General features: G+C 71.5%; 14 protein-coding genes, 2 tRNA genes and 1 pseudogene. 8 read left to right on the top strand and 9 right to left on the bottom strand.

Annotated features, from left to right (window positions below; translation table 11 throughout):
- Window positions 1-97 precede the first annotated feature (97 nt).
- Complete coding sequence (gene bcp, locus AOM02_RS12515; RefSeq protein WP_062299716.1) at window positions 98-568, bottom strand: thioredoxin-dependent thiol peroxidase; 471 nt, start codon at window positions 566-568, stop codon at window positions 98-100.
- Between the two features lie 109 nt (window positions 569-677).
- Between bcp and AOM02_RS12510 the strand changes: the two genes are divergently transcribed.
- Window positions 678-750, top strand: a tRNA-Lys gene (locus AOM02_RS12510).
- 62 nt (window positions 751-812) lie between these two features.
- Here the strand turns inward: AOM02_RS12510 and AOM02_RS12505 are convergent.
- Both AOM02_RS12505 and AOM02_RS12500 read right to left on the bottom strand, forming a co-directional pair.
- The gene (locus AOM02_RS12505; protein WP_062299715.1) at window positions 813-1,484 is read right to left on the bottom strand and encodes an SDR family NAD(P)-dependent oxidoreductase; all 672 of its coding nucleotides are present in this window, start codon (window positions 1,482-1,484) and stop codon (window positions 813-815) included.
- Window positions 1,481-2,911 (bottom strand): DUF6421 family protein, encoded by a 1,431-nt coding sequence (locus tag AOM02_RS12500; RefSeq protein ID WP_062299712.1) that lies wholly within the window; start codon window positions 2,909-2,911, stop codon window positions 1,481-1,483. The genes AOM02_RS12505 and AOM02_RS12500 overlap by 4 nt, the downstream gene beginning before the upstream one ends.
- 154 nt (window positions 2,912-3,065) lie before the next feature.
- On the opposite strand from AOM02_RS12500, the gene AOM02_RS12495 reads away from it, so the two are divergent.
- Together AOM02_RS12495 and AOM02_RS12490 are read left to right on the top strand one after the other, a co-directional pair.
- Window positions 3,066-3,521, top strand: coding sequence for an Lrp/AsnC family transcriptional regulator (locus tag AOM02_RS12495; RefSeq protein WP_062299709.1), 456 nt, complete (start codon window positions 3,066-3,068; stop codon window positions 3,519-3,521).
- A 344-nt stretch (window positions 3,522-3,865) separates the two neighbouring features.
- Window positions 3,866-4,918 (top strand): NAD-dependent epimerase/dehydratase family protein, encoded by a 1,053-nt coding sequence (locus AOM02_RS12490; protein WP_062299707.1) that lies wholly within the window; start codon window positions 3,866-3,868, stop codon window positions 4,916-4,918.
- Between the two features lie 67 nt (window positions 4,919-4,985).
- Here AOM02_RS12490 and AOM02_RS12485 read toward each other — a convergent pair whose 3' ends face one another.
- The 3 genes from AOM02_RS12485 to AOM02_RS12475 form a co-directional block, all read right to left on the bottom strand.
- Complete coding sequence (locus tag AOM02_RS12485; protein WP_062299705.1) at window positions 4,986-5,972, bottom strand: glycine betaine ABC transporter substrate-binding protein; 987 nt, start codon at window positions 5,970-5,972, stop codon at window positions 4,986-4,988.
- Window positions 5,973-6,104: 132 nt separating this feature from the next.
- On the bottom strand, window positions 6,105-6,836 hold the full coding sequence (locus AOM02_RS12480; RefSeq protein WP_228373848.1) for an ABC transporter permease: 732 nt from the start codon (window positions 6,834-6,836) through the stop codon (window positions 6,105-6,107).
- Entirely contained in the window at window positions 6,833-7,534 is a 702-nt protein-coding gene (locus AOM02_RS12475; RefSeq protein ID WP_228372638.1) for an ABC transporter permease, read from the bottom strand. Before AOM02_RS12475 ends, AOM02_RS12480 begins: the two co-directional genes overlap by 4 nt.
- Window positions 7,535-7,593: 59 nt before the next feature.
- Between AOM02_RS12475 and AOM02_RS12470 the strand changes: the two are divergent.
- Window positions 7,594-8,319: pseudogene (locus AOM02_RS12470) on the top strand (ABC transporter ATP-binding protein); the annotation flags it as partial.
- Between the two features lie 73 nt (window positions 8,320-8,392).
- Here AOM02_RS12470 and AOM02_RS12465 read toward each other — a convergent pair.
- The 3 genes from AOM02_RS12465 to orn all read right to left on the bottom strand — a co-directional run bounded on the left by AOM02_RS12465 (window position 8,393) and on the right by orn (window position 9,895).
- Complete coding sequence (locus AOM02_RS12465) at window positions 8,393-9,058, bottom strand: DUF4126 domain-containing protein (RefSeq protein WP_082099619.1); 666 nt, start codon at window positions 9,056-9,058, stop codon at window positions 8,393-8,395.
- Between the two features lie 101 nt (window positions 9,059-9,159).
- Window positions 9,160-9,235, bottom strand: a tRNA-His gene (locus AOM02_RS12460).
- A gap of 42 nt (window positions 9,236-9,277) precedes the next feature.
- Entirely contained in the window at window positions 9,278-9,895 is a 618-nt protein-coding gene (gene orn, locus AOM02_RS12455; protein WP_062299694.1) for an oligoribonuclease, read from the bottom strand.
- Between the two features lie 136 nt (window positions 9,896-10,031).
- Between orn and AOM02_RS12450 the strand changes: the two genes are divergently transcribed.
- The 4 genes from AOM02_RS12450 (at window position 10,032) to AOM02_RS12435 (ending at window position 13,315) form a co-directional block, all read left to right on the top strand.
- Window positions 10,032-10,388: a GntR family transcriptional regulator gene (locus tag AOM02_RS12450; RefSeq protein ID WP_062299691.1), complete on the top strand. Its 357-nt coding sequence runs from the start codon at window positions 10,032-10,034 to the stop codon at window positions 10,386-10,388.
- Window positions 10,385-11,275 carry an ABC transporter ATP-binding protein gene (locus AOM02_RS12445; protein WP_062299689.1) on the top strand — a complete coding sequence of 297 codons (891 nt, stop codon included), beginning with the start codon at window positions 10,385-10,387 and terminating at the stop codon, window positions 11,273-11,275. Before AOM02_RS12450 ends, AOM02_RS12445 begins: the two co-directional genes overlap by 4 nt.
- On the top strand, window positions 11,272-12,033 hold the full coding sequence (locus tag AOM02_RS12440) for a hypothetical protein (protein ID WP_062299687.1): 762 nt from the start codon (window positions 11,272-11,274) through the stop codon (window positions 12,031-12,033). Before AOM02_RS12445 ends, AOM02_RS12440 begins: the two co-directional genes overlap by 4 nt.
- Window positions 12,034-12,313: 280 nt before the next feature.
- Complete coding sequence (locus AOM02_RS12435; protein ID WP_062299685.1) at window positions 12,314-13,315, top strand: ABC transporter substrate-binding protein; 1,002 nt, start codon at window positions 12,314-12,316, stop codon at window positions 13,313-13,315.
- Window positions 13,316-13,332: the final 17 nt, after the last annotated feature.

The following is a 13,332-nucleotide window of genomic DNA, read 5'->3' as shown; positions in this document are numbered from 1 at the left end:
TGGCAGTCCGAGACCTCGCGAAACCGTCGCTCAGCTCCCCGCAGCGGGCGCAGCGGGGACCGGCGGGTGGCGCGAGGCGGGGCGGAGGCGGGGTAGGTCAGCCGAGCTTGAGGTCGCGGCGCAGCTTCGCCACGTGGCCCGTCGCCTTGACGTTGTACTGCGCGAGGGCGACCTTGCCGTCCTCGTCGACCACGACGGTGGAGCGGATCGAGCCCTCGACCTCCTTGCCGTAGAGCTTCTTCATGCCCCACGCGGCGTAGAGGTTCTGGATCGCGAGGTCCTCGTCCGACACGAGCGTGAACGTGAGGCCCTCCTTCTCGCGGAACTGCGCAAGCTTGGCGGGCGAGTCCTTGGAGATGCCGACGACGTCGTACCCGGCGGCGTTCAGCGCGTCGAGCGAGTCGCGGAAGTCGCACGCCTCGGTGGTGCAGCCGGGCGTCATCGCGGCGGGGTAGAAGTAGAGGATGACCTTCCTGCCGCGGAGGTCGGCGAGGCTGAAGGTGCCGGTGTCGGTGGGGGCGGTGAAGTCCGGGGCGGTGTCGCCCACGCTCAGACGGTTGTCGCTCATGGGGTCCACCGTAACGGTGGCCGCGAACGCCCGGCCGCCCCCCGGTGCCGATTTCACTTTGCGCGGCAAGTCCTGTATCGTTATTTCTCGCGCCGCGATGGTGTGCGATGCGCCTCTAGCTCAACTGGCAGAGCAGCTGACTCTTAATCAGCGGGTTCAGGGTTCGAGTCCCTGGGGGCGTACGGAGTGCGAAGGCCCGGTCCATGAGGACCGGGCCTTTCGCGTTTCCAGGGGAGTCCCGGGCCTACTCCGCGCCGATCTCGACGATCGACCCGTTCACCTCGGCCCCCGCGTCCCACAGCCCCACGAACGCCTCGGCGACGGCCTCCTCGCGCCCCGCGAGGCTTGCCACGCGGAAGACGACCGCCGCCGCCGTGGGAGCCGCGCCCGCGTCGCGCGCACCTTTGTCGAAGCCGTGCGCGACCGCCCGGACCCACGCCTCGCTGGCCGCCTTGACGGCGGCGTAGCTCGCCCCGCCCGCGAGCGGACGGGCGACCGCCGTCGACGAGACGATCGCGAGCCGGCCCGCGGGGGAGCGGGTGAGGTCGTCGAAGAACGCCCGCGACACGTGGCGGAGCGCGGTGAAGGAGGCCTCGAGGACCCGGTAGTCCGCCTCGGACTGCCCCGCGAGCCCTCCGCCGCCGCGCCACCCGCCCACGAGGTGCAGCACGCCGTCGACGCGCACGTCGTCCGCGTGGAGCCTTCCGGCGAGCGCGAGCACCGCGGCCTCGTCGGCGAGGTCGGCCACCTCGCATCGGGCCCCGAGCGTCGCCAGCGGGGCGAGCCGCTCGGGGGAGCGCCCCACGGCCACGACGCGCGCGCCCGCGGTGACGAGCGCGCGGGTCGCCGCGATGCCGACGGCGCTGGTCGCGCCCGCGACCAGCACCGTCCGCCCGGCCAGACTCGGAGCGGTCACGCAGCCGTGCCCCCGATGCCCGCGGTCGACTCGATGACGGGACCCATCTTCTTGTCGAGCGCCTCGTAGAACATCGACAGCGGGAACTCGTCGTCCATCACGAGGTCGGTGTAGCCCTTCGGCGGCCCGGCGAGCACCTCGCGCGGCAGGCCCGCCGCCCAGGCGGATGCCGGGTTCGGCGCGAGGACGCCCGAGATCAGCTCGTACGCCTTGAGCCAGTGCACGGGCTTGGGCCGGTCGATGGACTCCCAGTACAGGTCGTTGATGCGGTCGCTGAGCTCGACGACCGCGTCCGCGACCCGGGCCCAGTCGACGCTGAGCTCCACGTCGCGCCACTCGAGCACGTGCTGCTGGTGCAGCCACGCGAACAGCAGCTGCCCGCCGAGCCCGTCGTAGTTGCGCACCCGCGACCCGGTGATCGGGAACCGGAAGATGCGGTCGAAGAGCACCGCGTACTGGACGAGCGTCGCGTGACGGCGCGTGTCCTCCTCGGTCGCCGTGAGCTCCTCGCCCGCCGCCGCGCGGGCGTCCAGCGTCCGCTGGATCCGGACGGCCTCGCGGAACGCCGTGAGGTCGCAGCGCAGCTCCTCCAGCGTGTAGAGGAAGAACGGCATGCGCTGCTTGATCATGAACGGGTCGAACGGCAGGTCGCCGCGCATGTGGGTCCGGTCGTGGATGAGGTCCCACATCACGAACGTCCGCTCGGCGAGCGCCTGGTCCTCGAGCAGCGCGGCCGCGCCCTCGGGCAGCGCCAGCTTGGTGACGTCGGCGGCGGCCGCGACGACGCGGCGGTAGCGCGCGGCCTCGCGGTCCTGGAAGATCGCGCCCCAGGTGAAGCGCGGGATCTCCCGCATCGCGACGGTCTCGGGGAACAGCACGGCCGAGTTGGTGTCGTAGCCCGGCGTGAAGTCGAGGAGCCTCAGCGACACGAACAGCGCGTTGCCGTAGTCGCCCGCCTCGAGGTCCGCGATGAAGTCGGGCCAGATCGCCTCGGCCAGCAGGGCCTCGACGTGACGCTCGGACGACCCGTTCTGCGTGTACATCGGGAACACGACCAGGTGGCGCGTGCCGTCCACGCGATGGCGCTGCGGCTGGAACTCCACCAGGGAGTCGAGGAAGTCGGGCTCGCCGAAGCCGCCGTCGACCCACCGCGCGAAGTCGCGGGGGAGCGCGTCGAGGTACGCGGCGTCGTGCGGGAACAGCGGGGCGAGCGCCCGGATCGCGCCGACGATCGTGTCGACATGGCCGCGGGCGGCCTCGTGCTGCGCGGAGTCGGGGATCGCGCCGTTCTTGACCTGCATCGGCTGCAGCGCGGTCGCGGCGGCCTTCAGGCGCCGCCAGGCCCCGCTCGACTCGACGAGGCGCACGTCCTCGACCACCTCGGGCTCGCCGATGACGGGCTGCGTGGTGCCAGCTGACAGGGACATGGGGACCTCCCTCGACGCTTTGATGGAACTTTTCCTGCGCAACGTACGCATTACAGGAAGCATTTCATCGGACGATGCGTGGGTCAAGGATTCTGCCTGTCCCGGGCGGCGTCGCGCGCACGCCTCAGAGGGTGCATGCGGTAGCGTCCCTGTCATGCAGGATCCGGTCGACGCGCGGCTCGTGGCGGAGGTCTCGCGCGATGCCCGCGCGACCCTCGCGCAACTCGCCGCGCATGTCGGGCTGTCGACGTCCGCCGTCCAGGCGCGGCTGCGCCGGCTCGAGGCGAGCGGCGTCATCACGGGGTACATGGCGCTCGTCGACCCGGGATCCGTCGGGCGCCCGCTCTCCGCCTTCATCGAGATCACGCCGTTGGATCCGGCGCAGGTCGACGAGGTCCCGCGGCTCATCGAGCATCTCACCGCGGTCGAGGCGTGCCACTCGATCGCCGGCGACGCGAGCTACATGCTGTTCGTGCGTGTCGGCACGCCCCCCGATCTGGAGACGCTGATCCGCGACATCCGCCAGGCCGTGAACGTCACCACGCGCACGACCGTGGTGCTCCAGACCTTCTTCGAGAACCGCCCGCTGGTCCCCGCCGACCAGGACTGATCCGCGCGCCGCGCCGCGCGGAACGTGCAGCGAAGCCGCCGCATCGGCCCCCTCGCGCGCTCCGAATCGTCGCGCAAGAACCGTGCGAATCGCGCAAACCGCCGGAATCAGCACTGGCGAATCGCCCATCCGTGCGCTAAAAGTAAGAACGTGGGCAAAAGGGACAAAGCCGGACGGAAGTGTCCGGTGGAGGACCTCGAACCCGCCGGGTGAGGGCAACGACCTCCTAGGCCGAGGGGCTGGGGGAGCGGGGTCGCGATCCGTCCAGGGGGGATCACAACATGGGGGAAGTGATGGACATGGCTGAGCGGGCTGAGGGCATGCCGGATTTCACTGGCAGGACCGTGCTTGTCACGGGGCACAGCGGCTTCATCGGCGCGTGGCTGACGACGGTGCTCGAGCACCTCGGAGCCAACGTGATCGGGTACTCGATCAACGACGATCCCTCCGCGGCCGCGCGCGCGGAATGGCTCGGAGACGTCTGCGCGCGGCAGTACGAGGCGGACATCCGCGACCGGGACACGCTGTTCTCGGTCATCGAGGAGCACCGTCCCGACCTCGTCTACCACCTGGCGGCGCAGGCGCTCCTGTGTCGCGGCTTCGACGACCCGCACCTCACCTTCGAGGTGAACCTGCGCGGCTCGCTCAACGTGCTCGAGGCGGCGCGCCTCGGCATGATCCCGGCGCTCGTGCACGTCACGTCGGACAAGTGCTATGTGCCCATGAAGCCGGGCGACAGCAAGCTCACCGAGGACAGCCCGCTGGGCGGCGTCAGCCCGTACTCGGCGTCGAAGACCATCGCGGAGATCCTGTTCCGCGAGTTCACCGACCTCGCGCGCCTCGACGGCGCGCCGTACCGCGCCACCTCGGTGCGGCTCGGCAACGTGATCGGCGGCGGTGACGACGCCGACCGGCTCGTGCCCAACTGTATCCGTGCCTTCGAGGACGAGCGTGTCTTCGCGGTCCGCGACCCGCTGGCCGTCCGCCCGTTCCAGCACGTCCTCGACGTCGTCGCGGGCTTCGTGCTCGCCGGGACCCGGCTGCTCGGCGCCGACGAGCGCGCCGTCGACGCGCTCAACTTCGCGCCGCCGAGCTCGGGCTACACCGCAGGCGAGATGGTGTTCGAGCTCGCCCGCGCCTGGGGCGAGCCGTCGCTCATCAGCCCCGCGTGCGAGGCCTGCGCGTTCCCGGAGGACAAGCTCCTCTGGCTCGACGGCTCCAAGGCCTCCGAGATGCTCGGCTGGCAGCACGCGTTCGACCTGCGCGGCTCCGCCGAGCGCATCGTCGACTGGGTGCGCTGGGTCGACGCGGGCATGTCGCCGGCCGACGCCACGCGTCGCCAGGCGGCCGAGTACTTCGTCCGACCCGTGGTGCACCACCTGCACGCCGCGGCCTGACGACCCTCAGACGAAGGCCCGGCCCCCACGGGGGACCGGGCCTTCGTAGCGCGCGGGTGCGGGACGGCTAGCCGAGCTCGCCGTCGGAGCTGAAGACCAGTCCCACCATGACCTCGCCCTGGCGCAGCGCGGCCTTGGTGAGCGGGCCGCCCGGGTCGAGCGAGGAGAACTGCGACACCTCGAGGCCGTACTCCTCCTCGAGCCCGATCTGGCAGAACGGGCGCTCCGGGCACTCCGGGGGCCCGCCGAGCGAGATCGTGCCGCAGGTCTCGGCGAGCTCGGTGAGCGACGTGACGCCGTACTCGTCGGCGAAGGCCTGCGTGACGGCGAAGGCGTTCTGGTCCTGCGCCGCGGCCGGGGCGCCGAAGACGAGGCCCGCGGTCTCGGCGAGCGGCTCGAGCGCGGCGACCGTCGCGTCGACGTCGCCCGAGGCGACCGCGGCGGCGTCCGCGCCGTTCTGGTCGACGTTGAGGAACTCCGTCACGGTGGCGGCGTACTCCGGCACCACCTGGATGTCGCCCTTCTCGAGCGCGGGCAGGTACGTCTCGCGGCTGCCGATCGTGCGCACCTCGGTGTCGAAGCCCGCCGATGCCAGCACGGCCGAGTAGATCTCGGCCACGGTGATGTTCTCGGAGAAGTTCGCCGCGCCGATCACGACGCTCCCGGACCCCTGCTCGGGCGACTCGATGGAGTTGTCGGCCACGTACTGCGTCGCGGCCTCCTTCGAGGTCTGGCGGTCGATGTCGACGGCCTTGTTCAGCTGGATGAGGTCGTCCGTGGTGAGCACCGCGGACACGGCGTCGAGGCCGGCGAGCAGCTCGGGCGTCGCGGCGTCCGCGTTGACGGCCGGGATGAGGTTGTCGGCGTTCTGCAGCATCAGGTCGTCGGCGAGCACGGTGAGCGCGTCGCCCGGGACGGGCAGGCACTCCTGCGCCATCGCGCCGCCCTCGGAGGCGGATCCGGACGACTCGGCCTCGGAACCTCCCGACGCGCATCCGGCCAGCAGCAGCGTGCCGGCGGCGGCCGCGACGATCAGTGGGTTTCTCGTTCGCATGTCACTCCTCGGGTAGGGGACTCACAGGGCCGCAACCTCCGACGCGGGCGCGTTGTTCCCGTGCGGCCCGGTTTCCAGGGTATTCATCGTTCGGCGCCCGCGCACGGGCGGACGGGTGGACGATGCGTCGGCTCAGGTCGCGACGGCGGCGGTGAGGCGCAGCGGGGCCGGGGTGACGGCCCGCTGCACGCGGCCGAGCACCCAGTCGATGCCGAGGCACACCGCGGCGACGAGGATGCCGCCGGCGAGCACCTGCCCGTAGCGCTGCGTGGCGAGCCCGGTGTTGATGATCACGCCGAGGCCGCCGCCCGCGACGAGCGCGGCGAGCGGCACGGTCGCGACCGTCTGGGTCGCCGAGGTGCGCAGCCCGGCGGCGATGAGCGGCAGCGCGAGCGGCAGCTCGACCCGGAGCGCGACCTGGAGCCGCGTCATGCCCTGCCCGAAGGCCGCCTCGCGGACGTCGGCGTCGACGCCCGACATGCCGGTGAACGTGTTGGTGAGGATCGGCGGGAACGCGAAGATCGCTGCTGCGATGATGACGGCGCGGTTGCCGAAGCCGATCGCCGACGCCGCGAACAGCGTGAGCAGCGCGAGGGTGGGCATCGCGCGCGACACGTTGGAGATCACCGTCGTGACGCCCCCGCCCCGGCGCACGTGGCCCAGCCAGAGGCCGAGCGGCAGCGCGACGGCCGCCGCGATGCCGACCGCCGCGAACGACATGTAGATGTGCTCGATCGTGAGCGCGATGATCGAGTCCTGCTGGAAGCGCAGCGACCCGTCGAAGCTCGTGCCGAACATGCCGTTGGCCCCCACCCAGCTCTCGGGGGTCGTGAGGTAGTCCCACGCGTCGCCGATCGTGCTCACGCGGAGGCCTCCGCGGTGCGGGCGGCGGCGCGTGCGCGGCGCGACCGCCGCCGCGTGCCCCGCTGCCACGGCATCAGCCACCACCCGAGCAGCACGAGCGCGAGGTCGAGCACGAGCGCGAGCGCCAGGCACAGCAGGGAGCTCGTCGCGATCTGGGCACGGTAGTTGGACTGCATCCCGCGGAACATCAGCTGGCCCAGCCCGCCGTAGCCGACGACGACCCCGACCGTGACGAGCGCGACCGTGGACACGGTCGCGATCCGCAGGCCGGCGAGGATGCTCGGCAGCGCGTTGGGCAGCTCGACGGCGAACAGCATCCGGTTGCGCGTGTACCCCTGCCCGCGGGCCGCGTCGACGATGTCCGGGTCGACCCCCTGCAGGCCGACCACGGTGTTGCGCACGAGCACGAGCAGCGCGTACGCGACCAGCCCGATCAGCACCGTGGTGCGCCCGATCCCCGTGAACGGCGCGAGCAGCGCGAACAGCGCGAACGACGGCACCGTGTAGAGCACGCCGGTGACGCCGAGGATGGGCCCGGACAGGCGCGGCGAGCGGCGCACGAGCACGGCGAGCGGCAGCGCGATCGCCGCCGCGATCGCGACCGCCTCGAGCGTCAGCGTCGCGTGGATGACGAACTGCTCCCAGACCTCGTCGCCGCTGCGCTGCAGGTAGTCGAGCGACAGCCAGGGATTGTCCACCCCTCGACCGTACACGGCGCTCCGGCGGGTCCCGCGGGGTCGCGCGCTACGGTGGACCGATGGACACCAGCGGGATCGTGCTCGAGGCCGTGCGCAAGGTCTACCCCGACGGGACCGTCGCGGTCGACTCTCTCGACCTCGAGGCGCGCCCCGGTGAGGTGCTCGCGCTCGTGGGTCCCTCGGGCTGCGGCAAGTCGACCACGCTGCGCATGATCAACCGGCTGGTCGAGCCCAGCTCGGGCCGCATCCTCGTCGGCGGGACCGATGTGATGGGCCAGGACCCCGTCGAGCTGCGGCGCGGCATCGGGTACGTCATCCAGCACGTGGGCCTGTTCCCGCACCGCACGGTCGCGCAGAACGTCGCGACGGTGCCCGGCCTGCTCAAGTGGGACAAGGCGCGCACCGCGGAGCGGGTCGCGGAGCTGCTCGACCTGGTGGGGCTGCACGCGGACACGTACGGGCCGCGCTACCCGCACGAGCTGTCGGGAGGCGAGCGTCAGCGCGTGGGCGTGGCCCGCGCGCTCGCGGCCAGGCCGCCGGTGATGCTCATGGACGAGCCGTTCGGCGCGGTCGACCCGCAGGGCCGGCGCCGGCTGCAGCGCGAGTTCCAGGCGCTCCAGCGCGAGCTGGGCCTCACGGTGGTGATGGTGACGCACGACATGCGCGAGGCCGTGCTGCTCGCGGACCGCATCGCGGTGCTGTCGCGCGGCGGCGTCCTCGAGCAGCTGGGCACCCCCGACGAGGTCACCGGTCAGCCGGCGAACGACTTCGTCGCGGACTTCCTCGCGGACTTCGGCGAGGCGCCCGCGGCGTGACGCGCGCATCGTCCGGCGGGACGATGCACCGGTCGGGAGGGTCTCAGCGCCAGCGGCCGCGCCACCACGGCGTCTTGATGCCGGCGGCGGCGCGCTCCTCGCGCTCGGCGCGCTCCTCGGCCTCGAGCTGCGCGCGCCGGCGGCGGCGCCTGCGGCCGGTGGTGACCACGCGGTAGAAGACCGCGCCCATGGCGATGAGCACGACGACCACGAGGATCGGCACGAAGATCGCGATGAGGCTGAGCGCGACCGCGGTCGCGTCCTCCGCGAACGACGCGACCGGCGCGCCGGTGCCGGCCGTGGCGGCGTTGACCGACGGGCGCGACGCGGACTTCGCGGTGTGGACGCCGGCCGCGATGATCGCGCCGACGATGCCCGCGATGAGCGGGTTGTCCTGCCAGAAGTTGCTCTGGTCGATCACCTGCGCGGCGGCGGTGGCGGCGAAGATCACGCCGCCGACCAGCGGGCGCACGAGCGACTGCAGGAGGTCGTTGATGTGGTCGACGCCGGGGATCTTGTCGAGGACGAGCTCGGCGGCGAGCAGGAGGAGGCCGATGATGATCGCGGGCCACGACTGCAGCCAGTCGAGCTGCTCGGGCAGGACGATGAAGTCCGTGAAGCGCGCGAACAGCCCGACCATGACGAGCGGGATGAACGCGTTGAGTCCCGCGGCGGCGGACAGGCCGGCGCCGGTCAGGGCTGCGAACATGGGACCTCCTCAGATGCGCGCCGCGGGGCGGCGCCCCCGCAAGGATAGACCGCGCGGGAACGTCGAAGCCCCCGGCGTCCCAGACGCCGGGGGCTTCGTGATGGGGTGGCTAACGGGACTTGAACCCGCGGCCCCCGCGACCACAACGCGGTGCTCTACCAGCTGAGCTATAGCCACCATCGGCCCTCACGAAGAGGGCCACGGAAGAGTATACCGGGTCTACGGCGCGGCGGTTGACGCGTCCGGCGTGACGCTCGCCGCCGCCGCCTTGGCGGCGTCCGAGTCCGGGCCGGGCAGCGGCACGAGGATGGTCTCGCGGTAGTAGCGCAGCTCCGTGATCGAGTCGCGGATGTCGCCGAGCGCGCGGTGGCCGCCCGTCTTCGCGGGGGCCTGGAAGAACACGCGCGGGTACCAGCGGCGCACGAGCTCCTTGAAGGAGCTCACGTCGACCACGCGGTAGTGCAGGTGCTCGATCACCTGCGGCATGTCGCGCTCGAGGAACATGCGGTCCATGCCCACGGTGTTGCCGGCGAGCGGCGACTTGCCGGCGACCGGCACGTGCGCGCGGATGTACGCGAGCACCTGCTCCTGCGCGTCCTCCATGGTGGTGCCGTGCTCGAGCTCGGGCAGCAGGCCCGACTCGACGTGCATGTTGCGCACGAAGTCGCCCATGCCGGCGAGCGCCTCGTCCGACGGCTTGATCACGACGGACACGCCGTCGCCCAGGATGTTGAGGTCCGAGTCCGTCACGAGGCACGCGACCTCGACGAGGGCGTCGGCGCCCACGTCGAGTCCCGTCATCTCGCAGTCGATCCAGACGAGAGGGGTGTCGGTCATGGCCCTCACCTTACCGAGCGGCGGGGACACGGGCGCGGCCCGTCCGTCCCAGGGACGATGCGCGCCCCCTTGACAGCGTCCGGCACGCATGGTTGGTTAGTTAGTGAAGTAACTAACCAGTAGACCGGGAGGGCACGTGGACGACGGCAGGCCGATCTTCCAGCAGATCGCGGAGCGGCTCGAGGCGAGGATCCTCGACGGCTCGCTGCCGGAGGAGTCCCAGGTGCCGTCCATCAACGAGCTCGCCGTGTTCCACCGCATCAACCCGGCCACCGCCCTCAAGGGCGTGAACCGGCTGGTGGACGAGGGGACGCTCTACAAGCGACGGGGGATCGGGATGTTCGTGGCGGAGGGCGCACGGGCGCGGCTGCTGGCCGCGCGGCGCGACACGTTCCGGGAGGAGCACATCCGGCCCCTCGTCGAGAGGGCCGCGACGCTCGGGCTGAGCCCGGCGCAGCTCGCGGACATGATCAGGAAGGAGGCGGGGGAGTGACCGCCATCATCGAGGCCACGGGCCTCAGTCGCCGCTTCGGCGCCGTCCGCGCCGTCGACGACGTGACGTTCGCCGTCGAGGAGGGGTCGATCTGCGGACTGCTCGGGCGCAACGGCGCCGGCAAGACCACGCTCATGAACCTCGTGACGGGGCAGGACTTCGCGAGCGCCGGCACGGTCCGCGTGTTCGGCGAGGACCCCGTCGAGAACGCCCGCGCGCTCACGCGCCTGTGCTTCATCAAGGAGTCGCAGAGCTACCCCGACGCCTACCGCGGCCGCCACGTGCTCGCGATGGCGCCGCACTTCTTCCCGCACTTCGACGCGGCGCTCGCGGAGCGGCTCGTCGCGGACTTCGGCGTCCCGGTCGACCGCATGGTGAAGAAGATGTCCCGCGGCCAGCGCTCGGCGATCGGCGCGATCGTCGGCATCGCGTCGCGCGCCGAGCTGACGCTGCTCGACGAGCCCTACGCGGGCCTCGACGCGGTGGCACGGCACATCTTCTACGACCGCCTGCTCGAGGACTACGCGGCGCACCCGCGCACCATCGTGCTGTCGACGCACCTCATCGACGAGGCGGCCGACCTGCTCGACCACGTCCTCGTCATCCACGAGGGCCGCCTCGAGATCGACGCGGACACCGAGGAGCTGCGCGGCACGGCCTCGACCCTCGTGGGTCGCGCCTCGGACGTCGAGGCGTTCGTCGCCGGTCGCGAGGTGCTCGCCCGCGAGCACATCGGCGGGATCTCCTCGGCGACCGTCGCGGGGCTGGGCGCCGACGACAAGGCGCGCGCCGCATCGTCCGGCCTCGAGGTGACGCCGGTCTCGCTCCAGCAGCTCATCGTGCGCCGCACCGGCGGCGCGACCCGCACCGAGGAGGCGGCATCATGACCGCGATCGCCGACACCGCGCGCCCCGGGGCCCTCGTGCCCGCCGGCCGCCGCGTCTGGAACGTCGTGCGCCTGCACGTCGCGAACCCCTGGCCCGCGCTGATCCTGCCGTGGATCGTGCTCGTGTCGATCCACGCGCTGACGTGGTCCATCTGGGCCATCATCAGCCACTACGCCGGGCCGGGCATCGAGGAGGACGCGTTCCGCTACGCCGGCGGCGTGAGCTGGCTCGTCATCTACATGATGATCATCGCGATCCAGGCGATGAACGCCGGCTTCCGCTTCGCGCTCGGCTTCTCGTCGACGCGGCGCGACTACTACCTGGGCACCGTGACGTTCTTCGCCATCATGGCGGTGGTCTTCGGCATCGGCCTCGGGCTGCTCGCGCTCCTCGAGCGCGCCACCGACGGCTGGGGGCTCGACGGCTCGTTCTACGCCCCGGCGTACCTCTACGACGCGCCCTTCGCGGTCGTCGCGTTCCACTACTTCGCGCTCTACCTGCTGTTCACCACGATGGGAGCGATGATCGGCGCGCTGTTCGTGCGGTGGCGCGCGAACGGGCTCTACCTGTACTTCGGGGCGCTCGCGCTCGCGGTCGTGGCGCTCGTGTGGTGGCTGCTGGACGCGGGTTGGGGGCCCACGGCCGACTTCTTCACCACCAACCCGCTGGCGGTGGTGATGGCGTGGACGCTCCCGGTGAGCGTCTCCTTCGCCGCCGTCGGCTGGGTGGTGCTGCGCCGGGCGCCCGCGCGCGGCTGACGCGCACGGCGCCGACCGGGCCCGCGCATCGTCCCTCCGGACGATGCGCGGGCCTCGTCGTCCCGGAAAAGAGTGAGCATTCACATTCGCGGGCACGCGTCCCCGGGCTGAGAGCGCGACCATGCGCGTGCCGCTGTTACAGAAACGTGACCGTTGCGCACTTGTGAGGGTTCACATTGTGAGCGCTAATATCCAAAGCACGGGGTCCTTCGCGGGGCTCCGGGGGCAACGCGCTCGACCACCGGCAAGGACGCCGGACCAGAACAGGGAGGTTCTGAGAATGAAGAAGCGTTTTCTTTCGACGATCGCGATCGCGGGTGCCGCAGCCATGGCGCTCACGGCGTGCTCGTCCGACTCCGACCCCGCCGCGAGCGGCTCGTCGGGTGACGGCGGCGGCGGCGGTGGCGATGTCATCACCGTCGGCTTCGCGCAGACCGGTTCCGAGTCGGGCTGGCGCTCGGCCAACACCGAGTCGATGAAGACCGCGTTCTCCTCGGAGAACGGCTTCGAGCTCGTCTTCAACGCCGCGGACAACGACACGGCCGCGCAGATCGCCGCCGTGCGCTCGTTCATCAACCAGGGCGTCGACGCGATCGTCATCGCGCCGATCGTCGAGGACGGCTGGGACGACGTGCTGCAGGAGGCCGCAGACGCCGGCATCCCCGTGATCCTCGAGGACCGCACGGTCTCCGCCTCGGACGACCTCTACGCGGCCTGGATCGGCCTCGACTTCGAGCAGGAGGGCGTCACCGCGGGCGAGTGGGCCGCCGCCGAGTTCGGCGACACCGAGACCAACATGGTGGTGCTCGAGGGCACCACGGGCTCGGCTCCCGCCAACGACCGCGCGACGGGCTTCGACGCCGCGATCGAGGGCACGATGATCACCAAGATCGACTCGCAGACCGGCGACTTCACCCGTGATGGCGGCAAGTCCGTGATGGAGGGCTTCATCCAGAACTACGGCGTCGACGGCATCGACCTGGTCTACGCGCACAACGACGACATGGCGCTCGGCGCCATCGAGGCGATCGAGGCGGCCGGCGCGGTGCCGGGCGAGGACATCAAGATCATCTCGATCGACGCGGTCCACGACGGCATGCAGGCGCTCGTCGACGGCAAGATCAACTACATCGTCGAGTGCAACCCGCTGCTCGGCGACCTCGTGGCCGCGGCGGTGACCGGCGTGGTCAACGGCGACTCCGTGGAGGCGGTGCAGTACGTCGAGGACCTCGCCTTCGACCAGGCCGCGGCCGAGGCGGCGCTGCCGGACCGCAAGTACTGATCCTCGCGATCACGACC

The organism is Demequina maris (genome assembly GCF_000971155.1).
In the GTDB taxonomy this organism is placed as follows: Bacteria; Actinomycetota; Actinomycetes; order Actinomycetales; family Demequinaceae; genus Demequina; species Demequina maris.
This window is presented reverse-complemented; position numbering and strand designations above follow the sequence as displayed.

What these genes read in the sequence shown, in the direction of transcription:
- AOM02_RS12435 (WP_062299685.1), top strand. Translation starts at nt 12,314, where the DNA reads ATGAAGAAGCGTTTTCTTTCGACGATCGCGATCGCGGGTGCCGCAGCC.
- AOM02_RS12465 (WP_082099619.1), bottom strand. Translation starts at nt 9,058, where the DNA reads ATGTTCGCAGCCCTGACCGGCGCCGGCCTGTCCGCCGCCGCGGGACTC.
- AOM02_RS12485 (WP_062299705.1), bottom strand. Translation starts at nt 5,972, where the DNA reads ATGCGAACGAGAAACCCACTGATCGTCGCGGCCGCCGCCGGCACGCTG.
- AOM02_RS12500 (WP_062299712.1), bottom strand. Translation starts at nt 2,911, where the DNA reads ATGTCCCTGTCAGCTGGCACCACGCAGCCCGTCATCGGCGAGCCCGAG.
- AOM02_RS12495 (WP_062299709.1), top strand. Translation starts at nt 3,066, where the DNA reads ATGCAGGATCCGGTCGACGCGCGGCTCGTGGCGGAGGTCTCGCGCGAT.
- AOM02_RS12440 (WP_062299687.1), top strand. Translation starts at nt 11,272, where the DNA reads ATGACCGCGATCGCCGACACCGCGCGCCCCGGGGCCCTCGTGCCCGCC.
- orn (WP_062299694.1), bottom strand. Translation starts at nt 9,895, where the DNA reads ATGACCGACACCCCTCTCGTCTGGATCGACTGCGAGATGACGGGACTC.
- bcp (WP_062299716.1), bottom strand. Translation starts at nt 568, where the DNA reads ATGAGCGACAACCGTCTGAGCGTGGGCGACACCGCCCCGGACTTCACC.